Genomic DNA, 23,754 nt, shown 5'->3' with positions numbered 1-23,754 from the left:
ATGCCCACAGCTTTATGGATCGCACATGTGAAGGTGACGGACTCCGAACGCTATGCCAAATATGCGGCTGGCGCGACGGTTGCGATTGCAGAACATGAAGGTGTGTTCTTGGCCCGCAATGGTGCTTACGAGCAGCTGGAAGGCAATGATCGTGCGCGCAACGTTGTGGCTCGGTTTCCGTCGCTTCAAAAGGCGCATGATTGTTATTATTCAGATGCTTATCAGGCGGCTTTGAAGTTCGCCGAAGGGGCGGCCGAACGTGATCTGATGATTGTCGAAGAGCTGGAATAGCTTTTCGGTCGCACGCGCCTTAGCCCGCCAGAAGACCCTCTGGCGGGATTTCCTTTGTCCGGCGCCATCACCCACGCATGCGTGCTCCATCAGCGTCAAAGGGCGGTGTTGTGATCAGTGTGGCGGGGCGCAGTTGCCCTAGAATTTCGACCTCAACCTTAAGGCCTTCTTGCGCCAGTTCCCGTGGGATTAGCGCCATCGCTATGGATTTTCCTGAATGGTGGGCATAACCGCCAGAGGTGCAGAAGCCCTTGACCTCGCCATTGATAAAGACGGGCTCGTAAGCCGTGACATCTGCATCAGTCGCATCGACCTCAAACGCGCATAGCTGGCGTGCAGGCGGGGTGGTGCGCTCTGCCTCCGCTGCATTTCGTCCGATGAAGTCTGCGCTTTTCTTGAAGCTGATGAATCGGTCCATGCCTGTTTCCGCCGCTGTATAATCGGGCGAAAACTCCGACAACCAAGAGCCGAAGAACTTGTCGAGACGCAGGCTCATCATCGCACGCATTCCGAACGGGGTCAGGCCTTTGGGCTGACCTTTTGACCAAAGCGTGTGCCACAACTGGCGCTGATCCATGGGGTCGCAGTAAATCTCGAAGCCCAGATCGCCGGTGTAGCTGACCCGTTGAACGCGGCAAGCGACTTGGCCCACCGTCATGTCGCGCACATCCATGAACCGCATGGAAGAAACGTCGGTGCGCGTGCAGGATTGCAAAATCTCACGCGACAGAGGGCCTGCAATCTGGAATCCGGTCACTGCATCAGAGATGTTTTCGACGCGCACGCCGTCTGCCGCGTTCTGGTCGAACCACCGTTTGTGGTAGGACTGCGACCCGTAGGACGCCGTCAGGTAAAACTCGCTTTCTGTGGCGCATGACACAGTGAAATCCCCGATCAAGCGACCTTTGTGCGACAACATTGGCGTGAGTGACAGACGACCTGGGGCAGGGATGCGGCCTGCCATGATGCGGTCAAGCCAAGTACGCGCGCCGTCGCCTGAGACGCGAAACTTGCCGAAGTTCTGCACCTCGTTGATGCCTGCCGCGTTCCGAACTGCTGCGACCTCGCGCGCGGTGGCTTCAAACGCGTCGGAACGGCGGAAGCTGGGTGTCTCGAAGATTGGCTCGTCGTCTTGGGCGAAGTAGTTCGCGACCTCTAGGCCAAATTGCTGCCCCCAGACCGCACCCATATTCGTGAAGATGTCATACATAGGCGTGGTGCGATGCGGGCGGGCGGCTGGCAATTCCTCGTTCGGGTAGCTGACTGAAAACCTGCGCTGATAGTTCTCTATCACCTTTGGCCGCGTGTAGCCCGGCGTGATCCAGTCGCCAAAGCGGGAAACGTCCATGGCAAAAGTGTCGCGTTCGGTTTCGCCCTCGATCATCCACTGCGCCAGCATAAGGCCGACACCGCCGCCCTGTGAAAAGCCTGCCATCACGCCACATGCCGACCAGTAGTTGCGCAAGCCCGGCACGGGGCCGACCAGCGGGTTGCCGTCCGGGGCGAAAGTGAAGGGGCCATGGATGACCGATTTGACGCCTGCGCGTTCCAGCACGGGGAAGCGTTTGAAAGCAAAGGCGATTGAGTCCTCGATTTTGTCAAAGTCATCAGGCAGCAACTCATGGCCGAAGTCCCAAGGCGTGCCGTCAACGGCCCACGGGCGACATGGCTGTTCGTAGAAGCCGATGCACAACCCGCGACCTTCCTGACGCAGATAGGACTCGCCCGCAGGGTCCATGACATGTGGATGCTCTGTATCTCGCTCGTAAATTTCGGGCGTTTCTTCTGTGACCAGATATTGGTGCTCCATCGGGTGCAAGGGCAGGTAGACGCCCGCCATCGCCCCGACTTCGCGCGCCCAAAGCCCAGCAGCATTGACGACATGTTCGGCGTGGATCGTGCCTTTGTTGGTGACAACATCCCAAGTGCCATCAGGCCGTTGGGTGGTTGCCTCGACCTTCACATGCGTCTCGATTGTCGCACCGCCCATGCGGGCCGCCTTCGCATAGGCGTGGGTGGTGCCGGACGGGTCAAGGTGGCCGTCCAGCGGGTCGTATAAGCCGCCGACGATGCCATCCAGGTTGGTGATGGGCGCAATCTTGGCGATCTCTTCGGGGCCGACGATCTCGGTTTCTAGGCCCATGTAGCGGTGCTTGGCGCGCTCGGCCACAAGCATGTCGAAACGGTCCTTGTTGTCCGCCAGCGTCACGCCACCCACATGATGCAATCCGCAAGACATGCCGGTGATCTCTTCCAGCTCTCGATACAGCTTGATCGTATAGCCCTGCAACGCAGCCATATTGGTGTCGCCGTTCAGCGTGTGGAACCCGCCCGCCGCGTGCCATGTGGAACCCGAAGTCAGCTCTGAGCGTTCAACCAGCATGACATCGGACCAGCCAAGTTTTGTCAGATGGTACAAGACGGAGCATCCGACGACGCCGCCGCCTATAACGCAGACACGGGTGGTGTTTTGCATGGGAGTTCCTCATTGACTGTTTTGCGTTACTGTATGGAATACAAAGCCACCGAATTGCATGAAAGCGACGTCCAATGTCGAATAAGACCAAGGCACTAAGATGGATCGGGTAAGCTCTATCCTGAGCCATTTCGCGGCGTGGCCCAAGACATTGTTGCGGTTTGGTCAAGAGCTCTGGCGGGAGCTTTGGGTGCGCGTTGTGCTGATGGGGCTGCTGGCCGTGCTGGCTTTGGGTATGGCCCAATTGGTCGGGCACTTCCTGCCGCAAGACCTCAACGGGTTCGTTTCGGGTAAGGCCGCTGACCGCCTCTTGGGGATAATTGCTAACGCCATGCTTGCAGTGACGACATTTTCGCTGACGGTCATGGTGACAGTCTATCGAAGCTCGTCATCGCAATTCACGCCACGCCTGCACCGTTTGATCATTCAGGACCCCACAACCCAGAACACTTTGGCCGCATTTATCGGGGCATATGTCTATGCTCTGATCGGGATCATCCTGCGCGAACTTCAGGTTTTTGGCGATGACCATGCTGCGGTTTTGTTTGTCACGACGATATTGGTGCTGGCTTACGTAGTGGTTTCGATTATCCGCTGGGTTTTGCACTTGCAGACGTTCGGTAGTCTGATGGACACGACCCGACAAGTCGAAGGGATCACCCGAAAGCACTTTGATGCACGCCTGTCGAAGCCCTGCCTCGGGGCCAATCCTTGGACGCAGGATGTCAGCGTCCCTGAGGGGGCCGAAACCGTTCGGGCGTCCGAAGCCGGGTACATTCAGCAATATTACGAAGAATCGCTGGACGAGGCAGCCCGCACCTTTGGGGCAGAAATCTATATCTGCGCCGCGGTAGGGCATTTCGTGATGGCGGGCGAGGCACTTGCTTACTGGGTGACAAAAGGCGAAGCGGATGACGACGCAGGTGATGACTTCGCAAGCGTCATCCGCTCGCATATCCAGATTGGCGACATGCGCACTTATGATCAGGATCCGCGTTTCGGGTTGATGGTGTTGGGAGAGATCGCGTCCAAGGCGCTTTCTCCGGGTATCAATGATCCAGGAACAGCCATTGATGTGATTACGCGGGTGGCGCGGACACTTTCACTGTACCAAGATGAGACCACATCCGATGAGCCGCCGAAACACGACAGGCTTTGGGTCCGCCCGCTTGATCCTAAGGACTTGATCGAGGACGGATTTGGCGCCTTGGCCCGCGACGGGGCGAAGCTGATTGAAGTTCAGCAAAGGCTGCAATCTGCTTTCTCGCGCCTTATGGACCATGACTGCCCAGAGATGGCACGGGCTGCAAAGGTTGCGGCTTGCCTTGAGTTTCGGCGGGCCAAAGCAGCACTTGACTTCGAACCGGATGTGGAACGCTTGCGCAGCTCGACCGCGCGCTCAGTTTTAGAAGAGGTCGAGGGCGCAGACTGACCACCGCTTCATCGATTTGTCGCAGTGAGGAAAGTTTTGTCGCCTTGGAGGGATGACCACACCTTACGGAACCTGCACTCTGGCTGGAACCGGACAAGGATTTGAACCCATGAAGACCCACGCGCAGGCTGTTGTCATTGGGGGCGGCGTTATCGGCTGCTCCATCCTCTATCATCTGACCAAGCTGGGATGGACGGACGTTGTCTTGTTGGAACGGGATGAGCTGACCTCCGGTTCGACTTGGCACGCGGCGGCAAACATTCACGGGTTGCACGACAATAACAATATTACCCGCATCCAGAACTACACCATGGATTTGTACAATGCGCTGGAGGCCGAGACGGGGCAATCCTGCGGCGTGTTCCAGCCCGGATCGCTCTATCTGGCGCAGACCGAAGCGCGTGAGCACCAGTTGCGGCTGCAGGCGGCCAAAGCCAAGTATTACGGGCTGAACTTTTATGAAGTGGACCGTTCTGAAGCCGAACGTCTGCATCCGCTGGTCAATTACGACGGTATCCGCTGCATCATGTATGAGCCGTCGGGGGGCAATGTTGATCCGTCCGGAGTGACCAACGCCTATGCATCCGGCGCGCGCCAGAACGGGGCAGAGATTTACCGCTTCACCCCCGTCACCGCGACCGAGCAGCAATCAGATGGCACATGGGTCGTGAAGACCCCGAAGGGCGATATCGTGACGCCCGTGGTCGTGAACGCCGCCGGACTTTGGGGGCGCGAAGTGGCGGCGATGGCGGGGGTCACGCTGCCGCTTCAGCCGACGGAGCACCAGTATTTCGTCACCGAAACCATCCCGGAAGTCGCGGCAATGCCGAACCGACTCCCCTCTGTGGCTGACCGTGACGGCGAATACTACTTGCGGCAGGAAGGCCAAGGTCTGTTGGTCGGCGCCTACGAAAAAGATGTTCGCTTTTGGGCCGAGGATGGCACACCGCAAGGGTTCGGGCATGAACTGTTCGCCGACGATCTGGAGAGGATCGAGGACAACATGATGCGTGCGATCGACCGCGTGCCAGTGGTGGGCACTGCCGGCATCAAACGGGTGATCAACGGCCCAATGATCTGGTCACCGGACGCCAACGCCTTGTTTGGCCCAGTGCCGGAATTGAACGGCTATTTCTGTTGCAATGGCATCATTCCAGGCTTTTCGCAATCGGGCGGGCTGGGGTCGCTTACCGCTGAATGGATCGTCACAGGCGAGGCGCATTTGGACATGTTCCCGTGGGACATGGCACGATTTGGCGCATGGGCGGACAAGAAATTCACCAAGGCAAAAGTGGGCGACCAATACGCCAACCGCTTTTCGATCCATTTCCCGAATGAAGAACGCTCGGCAGGGCGGCCCGCCCGCGTACGTCCGATCTACGAGATACAAAAAGAAATGGGCGCGGTCTTCGGGCTTAACTACGGCTGGGAGCATCCACTCTGGTTTGCGGATGCGCCCGGTGTGCAAGACACCAACGGATTTACCCGGCAGAACTGGTTCGAGCCAGTTGGGGCAGAATGCCGGATGTTGCGCGAAAAGGCTGGGATCATTGATATCTCGAACTTCGCCAAATACAGCGTCAAAGGGCAGGGCGCGTCTGACTGGCTGAACTCTGTTTTCGCAAACAATATGCCCAAAGCCGTGGGTCGATCCTGTTTAACGCCCTTGATCGGTGTGCGCGGTGGAATCGCGGGTGACTTCACAGTGACCAAACTGGATGAGGAGGACTTCCTGATCATCGGATCCGGTATGGCGGAGCGGTATCATCTGCGCTTCTTCAACATGGTGGAAAGGCCCGATACGGTCAGCTTCGTCAGCATGACGGAGGCCATGTGCGGCTTCAACGTCGCTGGTCCTGACAGTCGCGCGATGCTGGAGCGTTTGACCAATACGTCTCTCGCGACTGAAGACTTTCCGTTCATGCGGTCGCAGAAGATCACCCTCGCAGGTGTGGATTTGATCACACTGCGCGTGTCGTTCACTGGCGATCTGGGGTGGGAGTTGCATTGCAAAACCGAGGATCAAAAACGACTTTACGAGGCGTTGATCGAAATTGGGAAGGAGTTCGGTGCAGGCCCCGTCGGCTCGCGTGCGTTGATGTCCCTTCGGGTCGAGAAGGGCTATGGCAGCTGGTCGCGCGAATACAGCCCCGAATACTGGCCTCAAGAAGTTGGGCTAGATGGACTGATCAAGATGGAAAAGGACTTCCTGAATAAGTCGGCCTACGCGGCGCTGAAGGACAACCTGCCGCGTGAACGCCTTAGCATTGTGGAGGTCCTTGACGTCGATCAGGCCGATGCCACGGGCGGCGAACCGATATTCCTGCCAGACGGCACACCTGTCGGACGGGTGAGTTCGGGCACCTATGGATACACGGTCGGTAAATCGCTTGCGCTAGGATTTCTGAAAGGTGTGTCAGCTGGCGACGAGGTGGACGTGATGATCCTTGGAAAGCCCCATCGCGGGGTTGTTCTTTCTGAGCCGCCGTTCGACCCAGAAGGGGCGAAGCTTCGGGCTTAAGTCAGGTAAAGTGCCAAGAGCGCGACGACTGCCGGAAAAGTTTGCACGTAGAGGATGCGCTTCGACGCTGTGGCCGCGCCATAGACACCGGCGACAGCGACGCAAATCAGGAAGAATGTGGCGACGTTCGTGGCCCAGTCCTGCGTTCGGATGATTAGCGACCAGATCAGGCCCGCCGCTAAGAACCCGTTATATAGGCCTTGGTTCGCGGCCATTGCTTTGGTCGGCTCAAACAGATCTTTGGGAAACTGCCGGAAGATTCTCGGGCCGCGCGAGGTCCAAGCGAACATTTCAAACCACATGATATAGGCGTGAAGCGCGGCGATTAGGCCGATCAGGATCATGGTTATGCTGGACATGACGACGTTTCCTTCGGTTTAAACGAAATCGCCGACGCCCATCTCAGGCATCGGCGTGTCTCTTACATCGCGGTCGAGGTTATCGCTCTGGTATCAAGCCGCGCGGACTGAACCGCAGAACGAGCAACAGAACCAACCCCATTGTCAGCAGTCGCATATGTGCGGCGCTTTCGATCAGATGGGATTTCAGCCAATAGCCGTCGCTCATCCCCGCTGTGACAAGGTTCATAAAGGCAAGGCCGATTGGCTCAACTTGCACCCAAAGGAACCAGATCAGGAAGCCGCCCAAAACTGAGCCAAAGTTGTTACCGGAGCCGCCGACGATCACCATCACCCAGATCAGGAACGTATACCGCAACGGTTGGTAGGTGCCGGGTGTAAGCTGCCCGTCAAGCGTGGTCATCATTGCGCCTGCCATACCGCAGATCGCAGAGCCGAGGATAAACACCTGCAAGTGCCGCGCCGTCACGTCTTTGCCCATCGCTTCTGCTGCGACCTCATTGTCCCGGATGGCGCGCATCATCCGGCCCCAAGGAGAGTTGAGCGCCTTTTGGGCCAGCCAAAGCAAGATGATCAAAACGATCGCGAACAGAATGGCGTAGACAAACTTGACGTAAAGCGTGGAGGCCGTCGTCGGATCCAGCCCAAGACCCGCCGCGCGGGCGATGAAATCGGCATTGCTCTGCAGATCAACCTCGTAGGGGACACCCGTCGGGCGTGGCAGGCCTACGACGTTCTTCACGCCACGTGACAGCCAGTCTTCGTTTTTCAGCACAGCGATGATGATCTCGGCGATGCCGAGCGTGGCGATGGCGAGATAGTCGGACCGTAGCCCGAGCGCTGTTTTCCCGATAATCCATGCAGCACCTGCTGCGAGCAACCCACCCACAGGCCATGCGACAAGGATCGGCAGGCCCAATCCGCCCAGATAGCCCGTCGCGGCGGGGTTCACAGCCTCAACGGCCTCAACGCCCGCGTCAAAGACATAGCGGAACAAGAAAAACCCGCCGATCAATACGGCAAGCATCGCAAGCGCGCGATTGCGTCCCGATGGCAGTTTTTGATGGACCATGATCGCGGCAATGATCGTGCCAGCGCCCAAGAGCAGCCCGAAAATAACTCGCACGCCGCCAGCCGACCACGCATCTGCATTCGCGGGCATGGAGGTGATGACAGCGGCCAGACCACCCAAGGCCACAAAGCCCATGATACCCACGTTGAACAGCCCGGCGAGGCCCCATTGCAGGTTCACGCCAAGTGCCATGACGGCAGAGATTAGCCCCATGTTCAGGATCAGCAGCGCCGAGTTCCAAGACTGCACAAAGCCGGTGAGAAGGATCAGCAGGCCAACGAAAACGAAAAGGAGTGCGTCGCGGCGGGTCATACGGATTGTCCTTTAAACAGGCCGGTCGGTTTGAACAGCAACACGATGATCAGGATCGAGAACGAGACCGCGAATTTGTAGTCGGTGCTCATCAGTTGCGCGAGCCCGTCCGGCGCCAGTGCATCGGGCAAAATGTAGTTTGCGACCTTCTTGAAGGCGTAGGTCACCGTCACTTCCGAGAAGGCGATGACGAAGCCGCCAGCGATGGCCCCCAAGGGATTGCCAAGACCTCCGACGATTGCAGCCGCAAAGATCGGCAGCAATAGCTGGAAGTAGGTGAACGGTTTGAACGATTTATCAAGGCCGTAAAGTGTCCCAGCGACGGTGGCGAGTGCTGCAACAATCAGCCATGTATACAGCACCACGCGCTCCGGGTTGATGCCAGAGAGTAGGGCCAGATCCTCGTTGTCAGAATAGGCGCGCATCGACTTGCCGGTGCGGGTTTTGTTGAGGAACCAGAACAGGATTGCCACAACGATGATCGCTGTGACAACTGTGATGCCTTGCGTCGTTTTGATCGCCAAGCCTTCGTCCAGACCTGTCATGGTCTTGAAGTTGCGGGCGGAGATGATGAAGCGCTCTCCATCCGCAAATCGTTGATCATCGGGCCCGATAATAAACCGGGTCAGACCGTTCATAATGAACATCACCCCAAGCGAGACCATCACCAGCACCACGGGCTTCACCTTTCGCTGCCTGTAGAATTGGTAAACGACCTTGTCAGTACCGATCAGAACCAAGCCAGTAAGCACGATGCCAAAGGGCAGGGCGAGCAGGGCGGTCGGCAATGGGCCGAAGCTGATGCCGAGGCTTTGAAAGCCCCACGTGATCAGGATGACGAACATCGTCCCGAAGGCCATCGTGTCGCCATGGGCAAAGTTGGAAAACCGCAGGATGCCGTAAATCAGCGTCACGCCAAGCGCGCCGAGCGCAAGTTGAGCGCCGTAAGCGGTGCCGGGGATCAGGACGAAGTTTAGAAAGGCCACAATGGCGTTGAGGAAGTCCATCAGTCTGCCCCTTCGCAGTTGCCGAGATAATTCACCATCAATGGCCCGTCATAGAGATGTGTGGAGTAACGTGCGGTGCCATCTGTCGCGAGGCTCATCAGGTTAAAGGCGCTATCGGTCACGCCGACATAGATGCGAACGGCGTCACTGCCGCCGACGCTGACAGGGAAGCTTTCTGCGTCGCTTACCAACAAGGTTGCGCCGTCTTTTTCCTCAATCGCAACGGTAAAGGCGCTGTCAGCGCAGGCCTCCGCCTCGAAGCATTCAGTGATGAAGGTGCATTGTACTGCTTCAGCCGCGACGGGGAGTGTAAGTAGAGACAACATGACAATTGCGGTCGGAGTGTTCGTTAAAAGCATTAGCTGGTTACCTTTGCTGCACTACATGTTCCAAAATAGGCAAGAAAGTCGCCGTTCTTGAACTGAATGTCCCAAAGAGCTTCACCCTTTGCACCAATCGTAATATTCTCCTTGGAAACCTCTGTTTTGAAGCTGAATTCCATCGCGCCACTTTTCAATTTTCTGGCTTTGGCTTTGTAGTCACCGCTACCAGTGACAACGACACGTCCGGACGCGTCCTTGTTTGCGATGGCAACCTTCCAATCAACGTCGGCTTGTTGACCGTCGGACTTTGTCGCGAGTGTGAATCTGCAATTGCGTTGCTCTGTCTGTGCGGCAACTGCTGCAGAAGAGAGGGCGGTTGTTATGATGGCTGTGATTGCGGCTCGGCTAATACTTGTTCTCACATCAGCCTCCCAAAAAGCTTTTGCGAACTTCGGGGTCATTCAGCAATGCCTGCCCGGTGTCGGTGAAGCGGTTGCGGCCCTGTACCAAAACATAGCCTTTGTCCGCAATTTCAAGTGCTTGTCGCGCGTTTTGTTCTACCATCAGGATCGAAATCCCGGTGCGAGCCACCTCGATAATGCGGTCGAACAGTTCATCCATGACGATGGGCGACACGCCTGCAGTCGGCTCGTCCAGCATCAGCACTTTGGGTTGTGTCATCAGAGCGCGGCCTACCGCCACCTGTTGACGCTGGCCGCCGGACAGTTCTCCGGCCGCTTGATTGCGTTTGTCGCGCAAGATCGGGAACAGCTCATAGACTTGCTCAATCGTGCTTTGAATATCGTCGCGGCGCAGGAAGGCGCCCATTTCGAGGTTCTCCTCGACGGTCATCGAGGTGAAAATGTTTGAGGTTTGCGGAACGAAGGCCATGCCTTTGGCCACACGTGCTTGCGGGGTCAGTGACGTGATGTCTTCTCCCCCAAGGCGCACAGCACCCTGGCGCACATCCAGCATTCCGAACACAGCCTTCATCGCGGTTGATTTGCCAGCACCGTTCGGGCCCACGATCACCGCGATTTCGCCTTCGTTCACGGCGAGCGTGCAGTCGTGCAAAATGTCAGGGCCTTGGCCGTAGCCGCCCGACATCGCGTCGCCGATCAGATAAGGCTCACCCGCAACGCCCTTTGTTGCCGCGTGCTTGGTCTTTTGTTTTTCGATTGTGCCACCCACAGCATTCGTCGGGTTTTTGCCTAATGACGCGTCTTTGTTGCCGCGCGCGCTGTAGTTATCATTGCTCATGCGGACGCCACCTTATTCTTAAGCCCGGTGCCCAGATAAGCCTCGATCACATGCTCGTTGGCCTTGATCTCGTCCAGCGTGCCTTCGGCCAGTACGCGGCCCTCCGCCATACAGATGACGGGGTCACAAAGGCGACCGATGAAATCCATGTCATGCTCGATCACCACGAAGGTGTAACCGCGCTCTTTGTTGAGGCGGATAATCGCGTCACCGATGGTGTTGAGCAGGGTGCGGTTCACGCCTGCGCCCACCTCGTCCAAAAACACGATCTTGGCGTCCACCATCATTGTGCGGCCCAATTCCAGCAGCTTCTTCTGTCCGCCGGAGATGTTGCCGGCCCGCTCATCACTGATGTGGTCAATGGTCAGGAACTCCAGCACTTCATCCGCTTTCGCAGCCAGCGCGCGTTCCTCGTCAGCGATCCGTTTGCGGCCGAACCATGTGTTCCACAACTTCTCACCCGCTTGATTGCCTGGCACCATCATCAGGTTCTCGCGCAGGGTCATCGAGGAAAACTCATGTGCAATCTGGAACGTGCGCAAAAGCCCCTTGCTAAACAGGGTATGCGGCGGAAGGCCGGTAATGTCTTCGCCGCCCATCGTCACTTTGCCGGATGTTGGTTGAAGAACGCCTGCGATCACATTGAAAAGTGTCGTTTTTCCGGCTCCATTGGGGCCGATCAGTCCGGTAATTGAGCCTTCCTGAATGGTGAGGGTCGCCCCGTCCACCGCATGGAAACCACCGAAATGTTTGTGAAGATCGTGGACCTGGATCATCTTATGCTGCCCCTTTGCAAAGGCAGCCCGAGATGCGAAACCTCGGGCTGCCTTTTTCGGTTAAAGAGTGATCTTAGCGATATTTGATCGTGGAGTAGACACCGTCAGAGAATTCGATCTCTTGGTAGTTACCAGCCGATTCACCAGCGCCGATTAGCTCGACTGCAGATGCACCGACATAGTCGATGTCTTTGCCTTCAGCGATCAGTTTGAGACCTTTTGCCAGCTCGCCCGGGAAAATCTCTTCACCAGGTGCGTTGGCGACGTCGAAGATGTGGTCTTTCAGGTCGGCAGATGCGGTGGATTTGGCAGCTTGCATCGCCAGCATGATCAACGCCGCGGCATCGTAAGATTCCGCAGAGAACGCGGAAGTGCCGTCATAGCCGGCAGCCGTAGCCATCTCGCCATAGGTGGCTGCACCTGCGCTGTCAGTACCAGGATACGCGCCGTAAGAGCCGTTCAGCTCAGCGCCGAAGTTTTCGTTCAACTTCGTGCCCACCATGCCGTCTGGCAGGTAGAACGTGTCAAACGCACCGGAGTCCAGAGCCGCACGGATAACGCCGGAGCCACCTTGATCAACATAGCCTGCAACAACCAGAACTTCGCCACCGGCGGATGCCAGTGCGCCAACTTCGGCAGAGTAGTCGGCTTTGCCGTCTTCATGTGCTGCGGAAATGGTAACTTCGCCGCCAGCTTCTTCGAAGGCTGCTTTGAATGCGTCGGCCAGACCTTTGCCGTAGTCGTTGTTAGTGTAGGTCAATGCCACGGATTTCACGCCACGATCCTGAAGGATATTCGTGATGATCACGCCTTGGCGCGCGTCGGATGGGGCGGTGCGGAAGAACAGACCGTCATCTTCTGCGGTGGACAGACCGGGGGAGGTTGCAGATGGGGATACCATCACCACACCGTTGGCGCGGGCCACGTTTTGCAAGATTGCGCCGGTCACGCCGGAACAGTCAGCGCCCATGATGGCGTTTACCTTGTCGGAGGTGACGAGACGTTCAGCAGCCGATGTTGCCGCGCCCGCGTCCACGCAGGTGCTGTCGCCGCGGATCGCTTCGACCTTGGTGCCGTCCAGCAGGGCGCCGGACTCAGAGACTTCCTTGATCGCCAGTTCAGCGCCGTCAGCCATTTGTGGCGTGATCGATTCCAGCGGGCCGGTGAAGCCCAGAATGATACCGATTTTCGCGGTTTGCGCGTGGCCGTCAGCGAAGGCGGCACCTGCCATCATGGCAGTGGCGGTGGTTGCAAGAAGCAGTTTTTTCATGAGTGATCTCCCTGATCTCTACTATTTATCGCACGACACTACGCACCGATTCCCCAAAAGAAAAGAGGGGTTGAATGCCTTGCCTTTACGGCAATTTGGGGGTGTCAGCCCCATCCCGACATCACGATCGGGTTAGAGAGATAGAAGCCCAAGCCGGACGTGCTATCTTCCTTATATTGCCACTCGGAGAGACGAATGACCCTGAAAATTACACTGATTGCCGCCATTTTGGCTTTGGGCCTGCCAGCACATGCGCTTGACAGCAGCTTGGGTCAATTGACCATCAAAAAGCTGGCTGACGGGTTTGACGAACCTTGGTCGGTAGAAAGCCTGCCAGACGGCGGGATTCTGGTCAGCGAGAGGGGCGGGGCCTTGACCCACCTGCGCGCCGACGGGTCACGCGTTGCGGTGAAAGGCGTACCAAAAGTCGTTGATCGCGGGCAGGGCGGTCTGCTGGACATCATGATCCCGCGCGACTTTACGAGAAGTCGCGAAGTGTATCTGAGCTACGCCAACCGGAACGGCGACAATTACGGGACGGCCCTCGGTCGAGGCAAGCTCAGCCCTGATGGCACCGCGCTGACGGGTTTCAAACGGATTTTCCAGCAGGCACGGGGCAGTAGCGACGCCAAGCATTTCGGCTCCCGCATGGTCGAGGCCCGTGATGGCACGATCTTTCTAACCATCGGCGAGCGTGGGGAGCGTCCGAAGGCGCAAGACCTGAGCAACCACAACGGCACCGTGGTGCGGTTACGCCGGTCCGGAGTAGTCCCACCCGACAATCCTTTCATCGGGATGCCGGGGGCAGAGCCCGAGATATATTCTTACGGCCACCGCAACCCGCAAGGCGCGGCGCTGGATCTAAACGGGAACCTCTATGTCGTCGAACACGGCGCGCGGGGCGGTGATGAGGTGAATGCTATCAAAGCGGGTGGAAATTACGGCTGGCCGGTAATCAGCTACGGACGACACTACTCAGGCCTCAAGATCGGAGAAGGCACATCGAAACCCGGTATGGAGCAGCCGGCACATTACTGGGATCCCTCCATCGCTCCATCCGGCATGATGATCTATTCAGGCAAACTCTGGCCGCAATGGAAGGGCGACATCTTCGTGGGGTCGCTGAAATTCGACATGATCTCGCGGCTCGATGGCAAAACCTTTGCTGAGGAACGACTGGAGGCCCCCGAAACCGGTCGTGTGCGCGACGTAATAGAAGGTCCGAACGGGCAGATATGGTTCCTATCGGTCATTGACGGCGCCCTCTACGAGATTACCCCCTAGTTTTCAGAGCGCTCCAACTGTTTCCATTTGGTTCCAAATACTCAAAAAGCTGACGCGCTTCACGCGAGCGATGGCAGCCAGAGCACGATTCCGGGGAAGGCAACCAGCATGGCTATCGTCAACCCGTCCGCGATGAAGAACGGTGTTACGCCCTTGAAAACGTCCTGCACGCTCAGGTCGTCGCGCACACCGGCAACGACAAAACAGTTCAACCCAATCGGCGGCGTGATCAGGCAGAATTCGGCCATTTTCACCACCAGGATCCCGAACCAGATCGCACACATCGGGCCAGACATGCCGAACGTGCTTTCCGCAGCGCTGACGGCTTCGCCCCCGTTCAATGCCATGACGGCAGGATAGACCACCGGCAGTGTGAGCAGCAGCATTCCGATTGCATCCATGAACATGCCCAAGACAGCGTAGGCCAGAAGGATGCAGATCAAGATCAACATCGGTGACATCTCGAGTGCGGTGATCCAGTCCGAAAACGCCCCCGGAAGGTCCGCAAAGCCCAGGAAGCGCACATAGATGAGCACGCCCCAGATGATGGTAAAGATCATCACCGTCAACTTGGCCGTTTCGATCAGGGCTTCTTTCAACTGGCCCCACCGCATCCCACGATAAAGGGCCATCAGGAACACGATAAACGCACCCACGGCGCCGCCCTCGGTCGGGGTCCCCCACGCGTCGCCAAACGGGTTGTATACAAAGAAGATGATGATCACGACCACCGCCACAATCGGCAGTGCGGGCGGCAAGGATGCAAAGCGTTGACGCCATGTGAAGCCCGTCACCGGTGGGCCGACATTCTTGAAAACCACAGCAATGCCGATGATCAACAGCGCATAGATCACTGCCGAGAATGCTCCGGGGATAAATCCTGCAAGCAGTAGTTTTCCCACGTCCTGCTCTACGATGATGGCATAGATCACCAGGATCGCTGATGGCGGAATAAGCGAGGCCAAGGTGCCGCCAGCGGCAACAACACCGGCTGCGAACTGCTTGTTGTAGCCGACCTTCAGCATCTCGGGGATGGCGATGCGGGCGAACACTGCGGCCGTTGCCACAGATGCGCCGGACACCGCGGCGAAGCCTGCCGTGGCGAACACTGTGGACACGGCCAAACCACCCGGCACCCAAGCAAACCAACGCTTGGCAGCCTCGAACAGGGCGGAGGTGAGTTTGGCGTAATAGGCGAGATAGCCGATCAGGATGAAGGTCGGGATCAGGCTCAGGGCTTGCGACGAAACTTTGGAATGGGGGACTTGCCCCGCGATCTTGACGCTGATCTCGATCGACTTCCAAAGGCGGTCTGGATTGTAATCAAAGCCGTTCCAGCGCAACCAGACTAACCCTAGAAGTCCGGCCATACCTGCTGCGAACGCCACGCGCATACCCAGCACAACCATAGCAAGCATGAAGCCGGATACCCAAAGGCCGATGGTGATTTCGTCCATTATTCGGATCCCTCAAGCTGCTCGGCCTCGAGGCGGGCCTGTTCAGCCACGGTCAGGATCAGCGGCACGGCGACCGGGTTTTCCAATCCCAAAACAAAGGCACGGCCGTATCCCCACGCTTGCAGGCACAACCGCAACGCGAGGACAGAGAAGGCGACTGGCACCAAAAGTTTGGAGGGCCAGATCGGCAGGCTGATATCGATGGAGCTATCACGGCTCCAGAAGGGCTTGGACATATCGAAGCTACGGTCGAAATGGGACCAACTTCCCCAAATGAGCGCAAGGATCAACACGAGGATAAACAGGATCGAGATCAACTCGAACAACCAAAGTGCGCGCCCCTTGAGTGAGCCAATCAGAATGTCCATGCGAATATGGCCGCCCTCACGCTGGACGTAAGAAATGCCCATGAATGCCATCAGCGGCATCGCGGCCTCGATCAAGTCGACATAGCCCATCAATGGCGCATTGAAGAATTTGCGGCCCGTAACGGAGTAGGCCGCCAGAAACATCAAAGAGAACACAGCGAGCCCTGACACAAGTGCGAAGATGCGCTCCAGCCTCACCAGCTTTCTGTCGAGCCCGCTTAGGAGGCTGGAATCCTCCAGCACGGCGGCTGATCCGGCCATGGCTGTCTCCCCCAATGGCCGCCAAGGCAGGCGGCTCTTATTGTTAGATGCAAGTCACCGCGCCTTCAGAGCAGTCCAAAGGCGCGGGATGACAGGTTGCTTAGCTACCGCGTTTTTCAGCCAGCGTTTTCTCTACCAGATCATATAACTCCTGACCCGGAATGCCTTGGGCCTCCATGTCCTTGATCCAAGCGTCGCGGATCGGATCGGCGGCAGTTGCACGGAACTCTTTCAGAACGTCATCGCTGATTTCGACCTTGGTCACGTTCTTCTCAGCCAGAACAGAGTCCCATTTCTCCAGCAGCTTGCCGTAGTTTTCGAGGTAATACGCGATTGCCTCGTCAACTGAGCTGTCCAATGCGGCGCGATGCTCGTCGCTCAGGGACTCGTAGGCGTCGATGTTCACAACAACAGGGCAGTTCACAGTGCCGGGGTTCAGGTTGGCGGTCCACCAGTCGGCCTGATTGATCGTACCAAAGGACAGGTGCGCGTGTTGGGCAAAAGCCACCGTATCAACAACACCGGATTCCATCGCCTGATAGGCCTCGGACGAGGTGACCGAGGTGGGAACCGCGCCGACAGCTTTGAAAGCATCGCCAAGGCCGCCCGTTGCGCGAACGCGCATACCCGACATGGATGCAAGTGTGTTGCGAGGCTCGCCAGTGCCGACAAGGTTGTATTGCGGCATGGGCGAAGTCATCAGCAGCTTGGCATTCCACTGCGCCATCTCTTCGGCGGCTGCGGGGTGTGCATAGACCGCGTTGGAAACCGCGACTTCCTCTTCAAGGTTGGCGACGCCGAGGAACGGCAGTTCCAGCACGGTAATCACGCGGTTCTTGTCACGGTGATAGCCGGCGCAGAACTGGGCCATCTCGAAGGCCCCGATGGAAATGCCGTCAAGGTTTTCGGTGTTCTTTGACAGCCCGCCGTAGCTGACATTCATTGTGAAGTCGCCGTTGGTCTTCGCGGAGACCAGCTCGGCCAGCTTTTCGACATGCTCGGTAAACGCGCGACGTTTACCCCAAACAGAGACGTTCCATTCAGTTGCTGCCGCTTCGCCAACAAATGAAAAAGTCAGCGCCACCACCGAGGTGGTTTTCAAAAGTTTGTTCATAGAGTCCTCCCAGACAGGATGTATTTCATCCATTTTTGTGAGACAGAGCATGTGATTAAATCTAAGCGGGTTCAACCGATTTTTGCTCTGAAAGGGATTGTTATGGGGTCACTCAAATCACGACTTGTCGCTGGAAAGGTCCAATCCGGTATCTGGTTGGGCCTTGGCAACGTCGCCTCTGCCGAGATCGCGGCCACATCGGGATTTGATTGGTGCCTGATCGACGCAGAGCATGGACACTATGACATTGCCACCATCGCGGCACAGGCGCGCGTGCTTGGGAATGATGCCTGCGTTCGCATCCCTCACGCTGAAAGCTGGATGATCAAACAGGTTCTGGATTTGGGGCTGCATACAGTCGTTGTTCCCATGGTCGATACGCCAGAGCAGGCCTTTGATCTGGCCTGTGCCATGCGATACCCGTCCCAACAGTTTCCCAGCGGGACGCGGGGCATCGGGGCTTCGATCGTGCGGGCGTCTGGCTACGACCATGACACGGATTACATGTCTCAAGCCAACGACCGCGTCTGCCTGATGGTGCAAGCCGAGAGCGCGACTGCGCTGGATAATCTGGATGCGATCTGCGCCACCGAGGGCGTGGACGGTGTGTTTATCGGTCCTGCCGATCTGGCAGCGTCTATGGGGTATTTGCACGATCTGGATGCGGCACCGGTGCGCGCAGCAATTGACAACGCTTTGGAACGCATCGCGGCATCGGGTAAGATCGCAGGATGCCTGAGCTTCGACGCACAGAGAGCGCAGCACTATGTCGACAAGGGCGCGCGCATGATCGCAATCGCATCTGATGTCGCTTTGCTGAGCGGCGCGATGCGCTCTGTACCGCGTCCAAAAGCTTAGCCACTTGTATTGGGCTGCATGGAATTCTACGCCTGTCAGTCAAATAGCAATTCCCGGAGGACTGTAATGCTACAGATACATCAATTCCCGCATCCACCGCTCGAAAACTACGGGGTGTTGATCCATGACCCCAAAACGGGGGAAACTGCAGCGATTGATGTCGGGCACGGTCCGTCCTACCAGTCGGCCATTGCTGAGACCGGTTGGACACCAACCCAGATTTGGGTCACCCACCACCACCATGACCACATCACCGGTCTGGCGGCGCTGAAGGTGTCATCCGGTGCCGGTGTATTTGGGCCTGCGGGGATCGACGGGATTGATCATGTTCTGTCAGGCGGCGACAGTTTCCAGTTCGCGGGGCGGGATGTGTCGGTGATCCATACTCCCGGTCACACAATGGACATGCTGAATTACCATATCGCCTCTGATGGCGTGGTGTTTACGGGTGATACGCTGTTTGTTATGGGCTGCGGTCGGCTTTTTGAGGGGGCGGCCGCTGACATGTGGACCAGTTTGCAAAAGCTGATGGATTTGCCCGAGCAGACCAGAGTTTACTGCTCTCATGAATACACCATGTCCAATGCCAAATTCGCGCTTTCTGTCGACCCCGAAAATCTAGCTTTGCGTAACCGCGCCATAGAAGTCGAACAGCTTCGCGATCAGGGGGATCCAACAGTTCCATCCACCATCGCAGCGGAATTGGCGACAAATCCGTTCCTGCGGTGCTCCGATGCCAAAATTCGCAATCATCTGCACATGGAAAACGCGAGCGATGCGGAGGTGTTTGCCGAATTGCGAAAGCGCAAGGACAACTTCTAGCGCTGCGCGGGATCGTCTGGCGGCTGTCGTTGTCCAAAGGCCCCGAAATTGCGCGCCGAAATTAAACGCTGTCATGCGCATTGGTGAAACCCGTTAAACCGAGTTCAAGGTCGAGGGTTTCGCGTGAACTTGAGGTTTGGACGTTGGCCTCCAGAACATAGCCGCGATTGATGGCTGTGAGTAGGGCAGGCGTCAACTTCAAGACCGCGTGGCATTCTTCACGTTCGCACGACAACATAAATGGCTGGAAACGCGGCGCGTGTTGGACTTCCGTCAGTCGATTGTTTGACGCGTCATAAGAGGCCTAATTCGAAATACTACCGAGCGTTAGGCGGGTTTGTCCGACACCAAGCGCATGCCTAAATGAGCGGGCGGGGTCCCAACAGCGCAACCGCCGCGGGCGGGATCTCGGATCAGGTAAGACATTGCGGCGACGTGTTCACCACCGACGAAGAAGGCGGGACAACGGTCGGAAGCGATTCCGTCTTCAACACCAGCGTAGCATTCCTGTGTCCATTCCCACACGCTTCCGTCGAGGTCTACGACCCCTTCGGGCGATGTTGAGAAACTGCCCTGAGGTTTGAGCGCACGCGGCGCCAAGCCCTCGGTGAGGTAGGCTGAGGCCCAAGTCAGGGAAGGGTCGGTGAAAATGGGATCCTGTACTTTTGGCAAGACGGATTGCGCCATCTGGTTCCATTCTTTGGCGGTCGGCAGGCGGTAGCTGCGCCCCGAAACCTCGTTGATCCACTTTACGTACTGTTGGACGTCAACATAGCTCAGTCCGGTTGCAGGGGTGAGCGCGGGGTCTTGGTCTGCGCGTGTCCGTAGTTTCAAGGCGCAAGCACCTTGGGCCACGCATTTATTCCATTCCGCAACGGTAACTTCGTGTCGTTGCACGTAGAGCGCGGAGCCATCTGGAAGGATGATTGGGGCGGCTGCCATGACCGGAAGGTCAGTCAAATCGGGGCCGCGCTGCATGAGCGCAACCCCGGCTGCGACCGCCGCCAAAAGACCCAAAGCCGCGAAACGAAGCAGTGTTCGGGACGGGAGTTTGTTTCTTTCAGCGGTGGTCATCGGTTTGTCCTTTAGGATCAGGTTTCGAAGCTATGCGGAGCGACAACTTGCTCCATCAAAGCGTTGTCCCATTCGCCCTCGACCACGAAGTGTGCAGTGGCCCCGAGCATGGCGCCTTCGATGAGGTTGTGGTTGACGTAGGCGTAAACGCCGGGCTGCTCGAAGGTATACATCGCCGCCACCGCGCTACCGCCGCGCACGAACCATGTCTCCATGCCGGTGAGTGGTGCATCGCTGAACGAAGATTCCCAGACGAAGTTACCGTGTCCGCCGATCAAGTGTGGACGCGAGTCCCGGTTGGCTTGGTTGTGGATCATCAAGACGGTCTCGCCAACAGCCGCCCGCAACGCGGTTTCGCCGGTCAAGGCGCCGACGGCACCGTTGAATACCGAGTGTGTCGGGATCAGTGTGCGCATCGCGTCAAGGCTGTCGGAATAGTCGTCGCCAGCGACCTCATAGGTCAAGAAGTCGCCGTTCTCGTCCATCGGCAGGTAGTAATCCTGCTCGCCGATATAGGCGATCCGGTCGTATTTTAGCGGATTTCCTTGCCCGTCTTTTAACCCGTCACGTGGTAGCACCATGACCGCGCCATTCATCCCGTGTGTCACGTGATAAGGGATCATCGCCCCTCCAGGTGCACAGTGATAGGTGAAGCAGCCGGGCTTGGTGGCTTTCCAGCGCAACACCGTTTCCTCACCCGGGAAAACGTGGGTCAGACCACCGCCGCCCAAGGCACCTGTGGAGGCGTGAAAGTCGATGTTGTGCTCCATTTGGCTGTCGCTCGGGTTGCGCAGGGTCAATTCGACCATGTCGCCCTCGTGGACAATGATCAGCGGGCCGGGAACCGAGCCGTTATAGGTCAGCGCCCAGACTTCGGCGCCGGTGTCTTCGTCGACGACCATCAGGCGCTCTTGGGTTTCCATAGTGATTTCGACGATTTTTGGCCCGCCGGTTGCGACCTGTTCATGGACAGGGGCGAAGGGTGGTGCGACCAGTTCTTGCTTGACGCGTGTGTAACCAGACAGATCGGCGGGTTTCGCGGTGCTCTCTGTGGCTTGCGGGGCGGCCGCTTTGTAAAGCTTGGCCGAGGTCGCGTTGATCGCTTCCATCTTGGGCGCGCGCGGTCTGATCATGGCGCCGGCACTCGCGCCGGTCATGGCCGCCGCGCCCGCGAGTACGGACCCGCGCAGCACATTGCGTCGGCTGGTTTTCATAAGCCCTGGATTGATGATTTTGGTCATGGAAGTCTCCATATTTTTTTGCGCGGGATTGGTTTGCTCAGACCCCGCAAGGATTGCTGTTAGAGATTGCCGAGCTGAGCTTCGAACCGCTCTTTGGCTTTTGGGGGCACCCGGCCTTCAAGAAAGTCGGCAGGGGCTTCGGTGTCGCCAACGGCAATGGTCATCACCATCCCCATGGCGTAGTGGGGTTTGCAGATCACGCCGTAGACGCCTTCGACATCCAGCGTGACCTCGATTTCTTCGTTCACCTTGCCTTTGAAAGCTTCGGCTCCTTCAGGGATCATGCCTTTGTTGATTTCAGCGTTGTGACCTTTGTTGGTGGCTACAAAGCGGATCGTGTCGCCAGCGGCGGCCTGAACGAAGGCAGGCTCAAACACCATCCGTTCGCCATCAGAACCCTTGTTCATCATTTTAATTTCGAAGGTCTCGGCAAAGCTTGCGCCCCCCATAAGAGCTACGAGCGCCAGAGCTGTTGCTAATTTGCGGATCATTGTATTGTTCCTTTCAGATCGCATTATCGCTTGATCCCAAGGGTAGTTGATTCAAAAGGCAGCTATTTGAGCCACAACAAACTTCTGGCCGATTGTCGGCGCGCCGACGGACAGTTGCAGATAGATTTGCTACAATTGATGTGGCATGAGGTTTGGCATGGAAGACCAAGCGCCCCGAAAAGTATTGCCGCGTCTCGACGAGAGCCTGCTGACGCATTTGCCGCCCTTCTCGAAGCTCGACAAGCGCCAGATCCGCACGATTCTGGATCAGGCGACCTCGCGGCGCTACGAGACCGGCATCGCGATATTCGAGGAAGGGCACGCCGCCGAGCGGTTCTATATGCTGCTTGATGGCTATGTGCGTGTGGTGCGCATCACCCCAACAGGAGAACAGGTGACATCGCTTCATATCCCAGCGGGACAGCTGATTGGTATTGCCCGCGCACTTGGACGCGATACCTATCCAGCAACCGCGATAACCGCCGCAGAATGCTTGGCACTCAGTTGGCCCATGCGGTTGTGGGATACGTTCGTGGCTGAATATGACGGCTTCGCAACGGAGACGTATAAGACCGTCGGTTTACGCGTTGGTGAGATGAACACCCGGATCGTCGAAATGGCGACCCAACAGGTCGAACAACGTGTGGCCAACGCTATACTTCGCCTGATTAACCAGACGGGCCGCAAAGTCGCTGACGGGATCGAGATTGATTTTCCGATCACCCGACAGGACCTGTCAGAATTGACGGCGACGACCCTTCATACCGTTAGCCGCTTGCTCAGCGGCTGGGAGAAGAAGGGCCTTGTCGAGAGCAAGCGTAAACGCATTAAGGTTTGCGATCCCCATGCATTGGTTATGCTGACTCAAGGCGCCTAAGACCGTCCCTCAGGCAATGTTTGCGATGGCTTCACGTAGTTCGGCCAAGAACATATCCTCGTCGAGATTATACTCGGCGCAGGCATCAATCACGGTATGAAACGGGCTGACAAGACACCCAACGCATAGCATCTGACGTCGTAAGAAAACCGGGATCACCTGCGGCCATTCCGTTAGCAAATCGGCCAGCGGCAGATCCGGATTGTCTAGATCAACTCGGCGCATGCGTGGTTCCTTTCATTGGTCAGGTTATCCTCTCCACCGTCTCAAACGTTGTGCCAGCGCAAACTTGGCCGTCGTGGCGCGGGCTAAAGCTGGGCATCCCCGAGTTCAAGGAGGCCACAGCATGGCTGAAATTCTGACCAAATCGCGGGCGCGCAACATCTTTTACGGGGGCTCGATATTCTTTGCCGTCGTCTTCGTAGTGCTGACCGCCCAGAGCCACAGATATGTGGTTCAAACATCTACTGCCGGAATGCCGCTGAGCGAGGACGTCGTCCTTGGGAAGCATGTCTGGGAGCGCAACTCCTGCATCAACTGCCACACGCTGCACGGGGAGGGCGCGTATTTCGCTCCCGAACTTGGCAACGTGATGACCCGCTGGGGCGTGCAGGAAGATCCGGAGGACGCGTTCGAGACGTTGAAGGCATGGATGGAGAGCCAACCGAGTGGGATCGAAGGCCGTCGACAGATGCCGGACTTCGGCCTCACCGATGAAGAGATTCGTGGACTGGCGGAGTTTTTCCGTTGGGCCGATCAAACAGACACACAGGGCTGGCCGCCCAATGACGCAGGCTAAGGAGGCCCG

Annotated in this window: 25 protein-coding genes; 8 read left to right on the top strand and 17 right to left on the bottom strand. The window is 57.4% G+C overall.

What is annotated here, in order from left to right; genetic code table 11:
- A complete protein-coding gene (locus BM352_RS12940) occupies nucleotides 1-291 on the top strand; it encodes a DUF1330 domain-containing protein (protein ID WP_090217494.1) in 291 nt (96 codons plus the stop codon).
- 67 nt (nucleotides 292-358) lie between these two features.
- Here the strand turns inward: BM352_RS12940 and BM352_RS12935 are convergent, their stop codons facing one another.
- Entirely contained in the window at nucleotides 359-2,767 is a 2,409-nt protein-coding gene (locus BM352_RS12935; RefSeq protein WP_090217492.1) for a GcvT family protein, read from the bottom strand.
- 100 nt (nucleotides 2,768-2,867) lie between these two features.
- Between BM352_RS12935 and BM352_RS12930 the strand changes: the two genes are divergently transcribed.
- Together BM352_RS12930 and BM352_RS12925 are read left to right on the top strand one after the other, a co-directional pair.
- Entirely contained in the window at nucleotides 2,868-4,199 is a 1,332-nt protein-coding gene (locus BM352_RS12930; protein WP_090217490.1) for a DUF2254 domain-containing protein, read from the top strand.
- Nucleotides 4,200-4,308: 109 nt separating this feature from the next.
- Complete coding sequence (locus BM352_RS12925) at nucleotides 4,309-6,720, top strand: GcvT family protein (RefSeq protein WP_090217488.1); 2,412 nt, start codon at nucleotides 4,309-4,311, stop codon at nucleotides 6,718-6,720.
- Here BM352_RS12925 and BM352_RS12920 read toward each other — a convergent pair.
- The 8 genes from BM352_RS12920 to BM352_RS12885 all read right to left on the bottom strand — a co-directional run bounded on the left by BM352_RS12920 (nucleotide 6,717) and on the right by BM352_RS12885 (nucleotide 13,099).
- Complete coding sequence (locus tag BM352_RS12920; protein WP_090217485.1) at nucleotides 6,717-7,079, bottom strand: DUF1304 domain-containing protein; 363 nt, start codon at nucleotides 7,077-7,079, stop codon at nucleotides 6,717-6,719. The two genes, BM352_RS12925 and BM352_RS12920, sit on opposite strands and share 4 nt — an antisense overlap.
- A 79-nt stretch (nucleotides 7,080-7,158) precedes the next feature.
- Nucleotides 7,159-8,463, bottom strand: a complete 1,305-nt coding sequence (locus tag BM352_RS12915) for a branched-chain amino acid ABC transporter permease (protein ID WP_090217482.1) — start codon at nucleotides 8,461-8,463, stop codon at nucleotides 7,159-7,161.
- On the bottom strand, nucleotides 8,460-9,470 hold the full coding sequence (locus BM352_RS12910) for a branched-chain amino acid ABC transporter permease (protein WP_090217479.1): 1,011 nt from the start codon (nucleotides 9,468-9,470) through the stop codon (nucleotides 8,460-8,462). The genes BM352_RS12915 and BM352_RS12910 overlap by 4 nt, the downstream gene beginning before the upstream one ends.
- Nucleotides 9,470-9,829 carry a hypothetical protein gene (locus BM352_RS12905; protein WP_090217476.1) on the bottom strand — a complete coding sequence of 120 codons (360 nt, stop codon included), beginning with the start codon at nucleotides 9,827-9,829 and terminating at the stop codon, nucleotides 9,470-9,472. Before BM352_RS12905 ends, BM352_RS12910 begins: the two co-directional genes overlap by 1 nt.
- The gene (locus BM352_RS12900; RefSeq protein ID WP_090217474.1) at nucleotides 9,829-10,254 is read right to left on the bottom strand and encodes a hypothetical protein; all 426 of its coding nucleotides are present in this window, start codon (nucleotides 10,252-10,254) and stop codon (nucleotides 9,829-9,831) included. Before BM352_RS12900 ends, BM352_RS12905 begins: the two co-directional genes overlap by 1 nt.
- Nucleotides 10,217-11,053: an ABC transporter ATP-binding protein gene (locus tag BM352_RS12895; protein WP_090217472.1), complete on the bottom strand. Its 837-nt coding sequence runs from the start codon at nucleotides 11,051-11,053 to the stop codon at nucleotides 10,217-10,219. The genes BM352_RS12900 and BM352_RS12895 overlap by 38 nt, the downstream gene beginning before the upstream one ends.
- On the bottom strand, nucleotides 11,050-11,829 hold the full coding sequence (locus BM352_RS12890; protein WP_090217470.1) for an ABC transporter ATP-binding protein: 780 nt from the start codon (nucleotides 11,827-11,829) through the stop codon (nucleotides 11,050-11,052). Before BM352_RS12890 ends, BM352_RS12895 begins: the two co-directional genes overlap by 4 nt.
- Nucleotides 11,830-11,902: 73 nt before the next feature.
- On the bottom strand, nucleotides 11,903-13,099 hold the full coding sequence (locus tag BM352_RS12885) for an ABC transporter substrate-binding protein (protein ID WP_090217467.1): 1,197 nt from the start codon (nucleotides 13,097-13,099) through the stop codon (nucleotides 11,903-11,905).
- A gap of 195 nt (nucleotides 13,100-13,294) precedes the next feature.
- Here BM352_RS12885 and BM352_RS12880 point away from each other — a divergent pair, with 195 nt between their 5' ends.
- Nucleotides 13,295-14,383, top strand: a complete 1,089-nt coding sequence (locus tag BM352_RS12880) for a PQQ-dependent sugar dehydrogenase (RefSeq protein ID WP_090217465.1) — start codon at nucleotides 13,295-13,297, stop codon at nucleotides 14,381-14,383.
- Nucleotides 14,384-14,442: 59 nt separating this feature from the next.
- Here BM352_RS12880 and BM352_RS12875 read toward each other — a convergent pair whose 3' ends face one another.
- The 3 genes from BM352_RS12875 to BM352_RS12865 form a co-directional block, all read right to left on the bottom strand.
- Nucleotides 14,443-15,840, bottom strand: a complete 1,398-nt coding sequence (locus BM352_RS12875) for a TRAP transporter large permease (RefSeq protein ID WP_090217463.1) — start codon at nucleotides 15,838-15,840, stop codon at nucleotides 14,443-14,445.
- Nucleotides 15,840-16,469, bottom strand: a complete 630-nt coding sequence (locus BM352_RS12870; protein ID WP_090217460.1) for a TRAP transporter small permease subunit — start codon at nucleotides 16,467-16,469, stop codon at nucleotides 15,840-15,842. Before BM352_RS12870 ends, BM352_RS12875 begins: the two co-directional genes overlap by 1 nt.
- Before the next feature lie 100 nt (nucleotides 16,470-16,569).
- Complete coding sequence (locus BM352_RS12865; RefSeq protein WP_090217458.1) at nucleotides 16,570-17,583, bottom strand: C4-dicarboxylate TRAP transporter substrate-binding protein; 1,014 nt, start codon at nucleotides 17,581-17,583, stop codon at nucleotides 16,570-16,572.
- 102 nt (nucleotides 17,584-17,685) lie between these two features.
- On the opposite strand from BM352_RS12865, the gene BM352_RS12860 reads away from it, so the two are divergent.
- A complete protein-coding gene (locus BM352_RS12860) occupies nucleotides 17,686-18,441 on the top strand; it encodes an HpcH/HpaI aldolase family protein (RefSeq protein ID WP_090220241.1) in 756 nt (251 codons plus the stop codon).
- A 66-nt stretch (nucleotides 18,442-18,507) separates the two neighbouring features.
- Nucleotides 18,508-19,263, top strand: coding sequence for a hydroxyacylglutathione hydrolase (gloB, locus tag BM352_RS12855; protein WP_090217456.1), 756 nt, complete (start codon nucleotides 18,508-18,510; stop codon nucleotides 19,261-19,263).
- Between the two features lie 61 nt (nucleotides 19,264-19,324).
- Here gloB and BM352_RS19295 read toward each other — a convergent pair whose 3' ends face one another.
- The 4 genes from BM352_RS19295 to BM352_RS12835 all read right to left on the bottom strand — a co-directional run bounded on the left by BM352_RS19295 (nucleotide 19,325) and on the right by BM352_RS12835 (nucleotide 22,069).
- On the bottom strand, nucleotides 19,325-19,501 hold the full coding sequence (locus BM352_RS19295) for an invasion associated locus B family protein (RefSeq protein WP_090217453.1): 177 nt from the start codon (nucleotides 19,499-19,501) through the stop codon (nucleotides 19,325-19,327).
- Between the two features lie 89 nt (nucleotides 19,502-19,590).
- Nucleotides 19,591-20,337 carry a formylglycine-generating enzyme family protein gene (locus BM352_RS12845; RefSeq protein ID WP_090217450.1) on the bottom strand — a complete coding sequence of 249 codons (747 nt, stop codon included), beginning with the start codon at nucleotides 20,335-20,337 and terminating at the stop codon, nucleotides 19,591-19,593.
- A 17-nt stretch (nucleotides 20,338-20,354) separates the two neighbouring features.
- Nucleotides 20,355-21,578, bottom strand: a complete 1,224-nt coding sequence (nirK, locus tag BM352_RS12840) for a copper-containing nitrite reductase (protein ID WP_090217447.1) — start codon at nucleotides 21,576-21,578, stop codon at nucleotides 20,355-20,357.
- A gap of 59 nt (nucleotides 21,579-21,637) precedes the next feature.
- A complete protein-coding gene (locus BM352_RS12835; protein WP_090217445.1) occupies nucleotides 21,638-22,069 on the bottom strand; it encodes a pseudoazurin in 432 nt (143 codons plus the stop codon).
- A 157-nt stretch (nucleotides 22,070-22,226) separates the two neighbouring features.
- Between BM352_RS12835 and BM352_RS12830 the strand changes: the two genes are divergently transcribed.
- Entirely contained in the window at nucleotides 22,227-22,946 is a 720-nt protein-coding gene (locus BM352_RS12830; RefSeq protein ID WP_090217443.1) for a Crp/Fnr family transcriptional regulator, read from the top strand.
- A 9-nt stretch (nucleotides 22,947-22,955) separates the two neighbouring features.
- Here BM352_RS12830 and BM352_RS12825 read toward each other — a convergent pair whose 3' ends face one another.
- Complete coding sequence (locus BM352_RS12825; RefSeq protein ID WP_090217439.1) at nucleotides 22,956-23,171, bottom strand: DUF1858 domain-containing protein; 216 nt, start codon at nucleotides 23,169-23,171, stop codon at nucleotides 22,956-22,958.
- Between the two features lie 121 nt (nucleotides 23,172-23,292).
- On the opposite strand from BM352_RS12825, the gene BM352_RS12820 reads away from it, so the two are divergent.
- Nucleotides 23,293-23,745 carry a c-type cytochrome gene (locus BM352_RS12820; RefSeq protein WP_090217437.1) on the top strand — a complete coding sequence of 151 codons (453 nt, stop codon included), beginning with the start codon at nucleotides 23,293-23,295 and terminating at the stop codon, nucleotides 23,743-23,745.
- The last annotated feature ends 9 nt before the right edge of the window (nucleotides 23,746-23,754 follow it).

It is taken from the genome of Litoreibacter janthinus (assembly GCF_900111945.1).
Classification (GTDB): Bacteria; Pseudomonadota; Alphaproteobacteria; order Rhodobacterales; family Rhodobacteraceae; genus Litoreibacter; species Litoreibacter janthinus.
The sequence above is the reverse complement of the archived record's forward strand: the minus strand, read 5'-3'. Positions and strand labels throughout refer to the sequence as shown.

Bases quoted from the DNA above. Each gene is read 5' to 3' on its own strand.
- BM352_RS12940 (WP_090217494.1), top strand. From the start codon at position 1: ATGCCCACAGCTTTATGGATCGCACATGTGAAGGTGACGGACTCCGAA.
- BM352_RS12935 (WP_090217492.1), bottom strand. From the start codon at position 2,767: ATGCAAAACACCACCCGTGTCTGCGTTATAGGCGGCGGCGTCGTCGGA.
- BM352_RS12930 (WP_090217490.1), top strand. From the start codon at position 2,868: ATGGATCGGGTAAGCTCTATCCTGAGCCATTTCGCGGCGTGGCCCAAG.
- BM352_RS12925 (WP_090217488.1), top strand. From the start codon at position 4,309: ATGAAGACCCACGCGCAGGCTGTTGTCATTGGGGGCGGCGTTATCGGC.
- BM352_RS12920 (WP_090217485.1), bottom strand. From the start codon at position 7,079: ATGTCCAGCATAACCATGATCCTGATCGGCCTAATCGCCGCGCTTCAC.
- BM352_RS12915 (WP_090217482.1), bottom strand. From the start codon at position 8,463: ATGACCCGCCGCGACGCACTCCTTTTCGTTTTCGTTGGCCTGCTGATC.
- BM352_RS12910 (WP_090217479.1), bottom strand. From the start codon at position 9,470: ATGGACTTCCTCAACGCCATTGTGGCCTTTCTAAACTTCGTCCTGATC.
- BM352_RS12905 (WP_090217476.1), bottom strand. From the start codon at position 9,829: ATGCTTTTAACGAACACTCCGACCGCAATTGTCATGTTGTCTCTACTT.
- BM352_RS12900 (WP_090217474.1), bottom strand. From the start codon at position 10,254: ATGACCCCGAAGTTCGCAAAAGCTTTTTGGGAGGCTGATGTGAGAACA.
- BM352_RS12895 (WP_090217472.1), bottom strand. From the start codon at position 11,053: ATGAGCAATGATAACTACAGCGCGCGCGGCAACAAAGACGCGTCATTA.
- BM352_RS12890 (WP_090217470.1), bottom strand. From the start codon at position 11,829: ATGATCCAGGTCCACGATCTTCACAAACATTTCGGTGGTTTCCATGCG.
- BM352_RS12885 (WP_090217467.1), bottom strand. From the start codon at position 13,099: ATGAAAAAACTGCTTCTTGCAACCACCGCCACTGCCATGATGGCAGGT.
- BM352_RS12880 (WP_090217465.1), top strand. From the start codon at position 13,295: ATGACCCTGAAAATTACACTGATTGCCGCCATTTTGGCTTTGGGCCTG.
- BM352_RS12875 (WP_090217463.1), bottom strand. From the start codon at position 15,840: ATGGACGAAATCACCATCGGCCTTTGGGTATCCGGCTTCATGCTTGCT.
- BM352_RS12870 (WP_090217460.1), bottom strand. From the start codon at position 16,469: ATGGCCGGATCAGCCGCCGTGCTGGAGGATTCCAGCCTCCTAAGCGGG.
- BM352_RS12865 (WP_090217458.1), bottom strand. From the start codon at position 17,583: ATGAACAAACTTTTGAAAACCACCTCGGTGGTGGCGCTGACTTTTTCA.
- BM352_RS12860 (WP_090220241.1), top strand. From the start codon at position 17,686: ATGGGGTCACTCAAATCACGACTTGTCGCTGGAAAGGTCCAATCCGGT.
- gloB (WP_090217456.1), top strand. From the start codon at position 18,508: ATGCTACAGATACATCAATTCCCGCATCCACCGCTCGAAAACTACGGG.
- BM352_RS19295 (WP_090217453.1), bottom strand. From the start codon at position 19,501: ATGTTGTCGTGCGAACGTGAAGAATGCCACGCGGTCTTGAAGTTGACG.
- BM352_RS12845 (WP_090217450.1), bottom strand. From the start codon at position 20,337: ATGACCACCGCTGAAAGAAACAAACTCCCGTCCCGAACACTGCTTCGT.
- nirK (WP_090217447.1), bottom strand. From the start codon at position 21,578: ATGACCAAAATCATCAATCCAGGGCTTATGAAAACCAGCCGACGCAAT.
- BM352_RS12835 (WP_090217445.1), bottom strand. From the start codon at position 22,069: ATGATCCGCAAATTAGCAACAGCTCTGGCGCTCGTAGCTCTTATGGGG.
- BM352_RS12830 (WP_090217443.1), top strand. From the start codon at position 22,227: ATGGAAGACCAAGCGCCCCGAAAAGTATTGCCGCGTCTCGACGAGAGC.
- BM352_RS12825 (WP_090217439.1), bottom strand. From the start codon at position 23,171: ATGCGCCGAGTTGATCTAGACAATCCGGATCTGCCGCTGGCCGATTTG.
- BM352_RS12820 (WP_090217437.1), top strand. From the start codon at position 23,293: ATGGCTGAAATTCTGACCAAATCGCGGGCGCGCAACATCTTTTACGGG.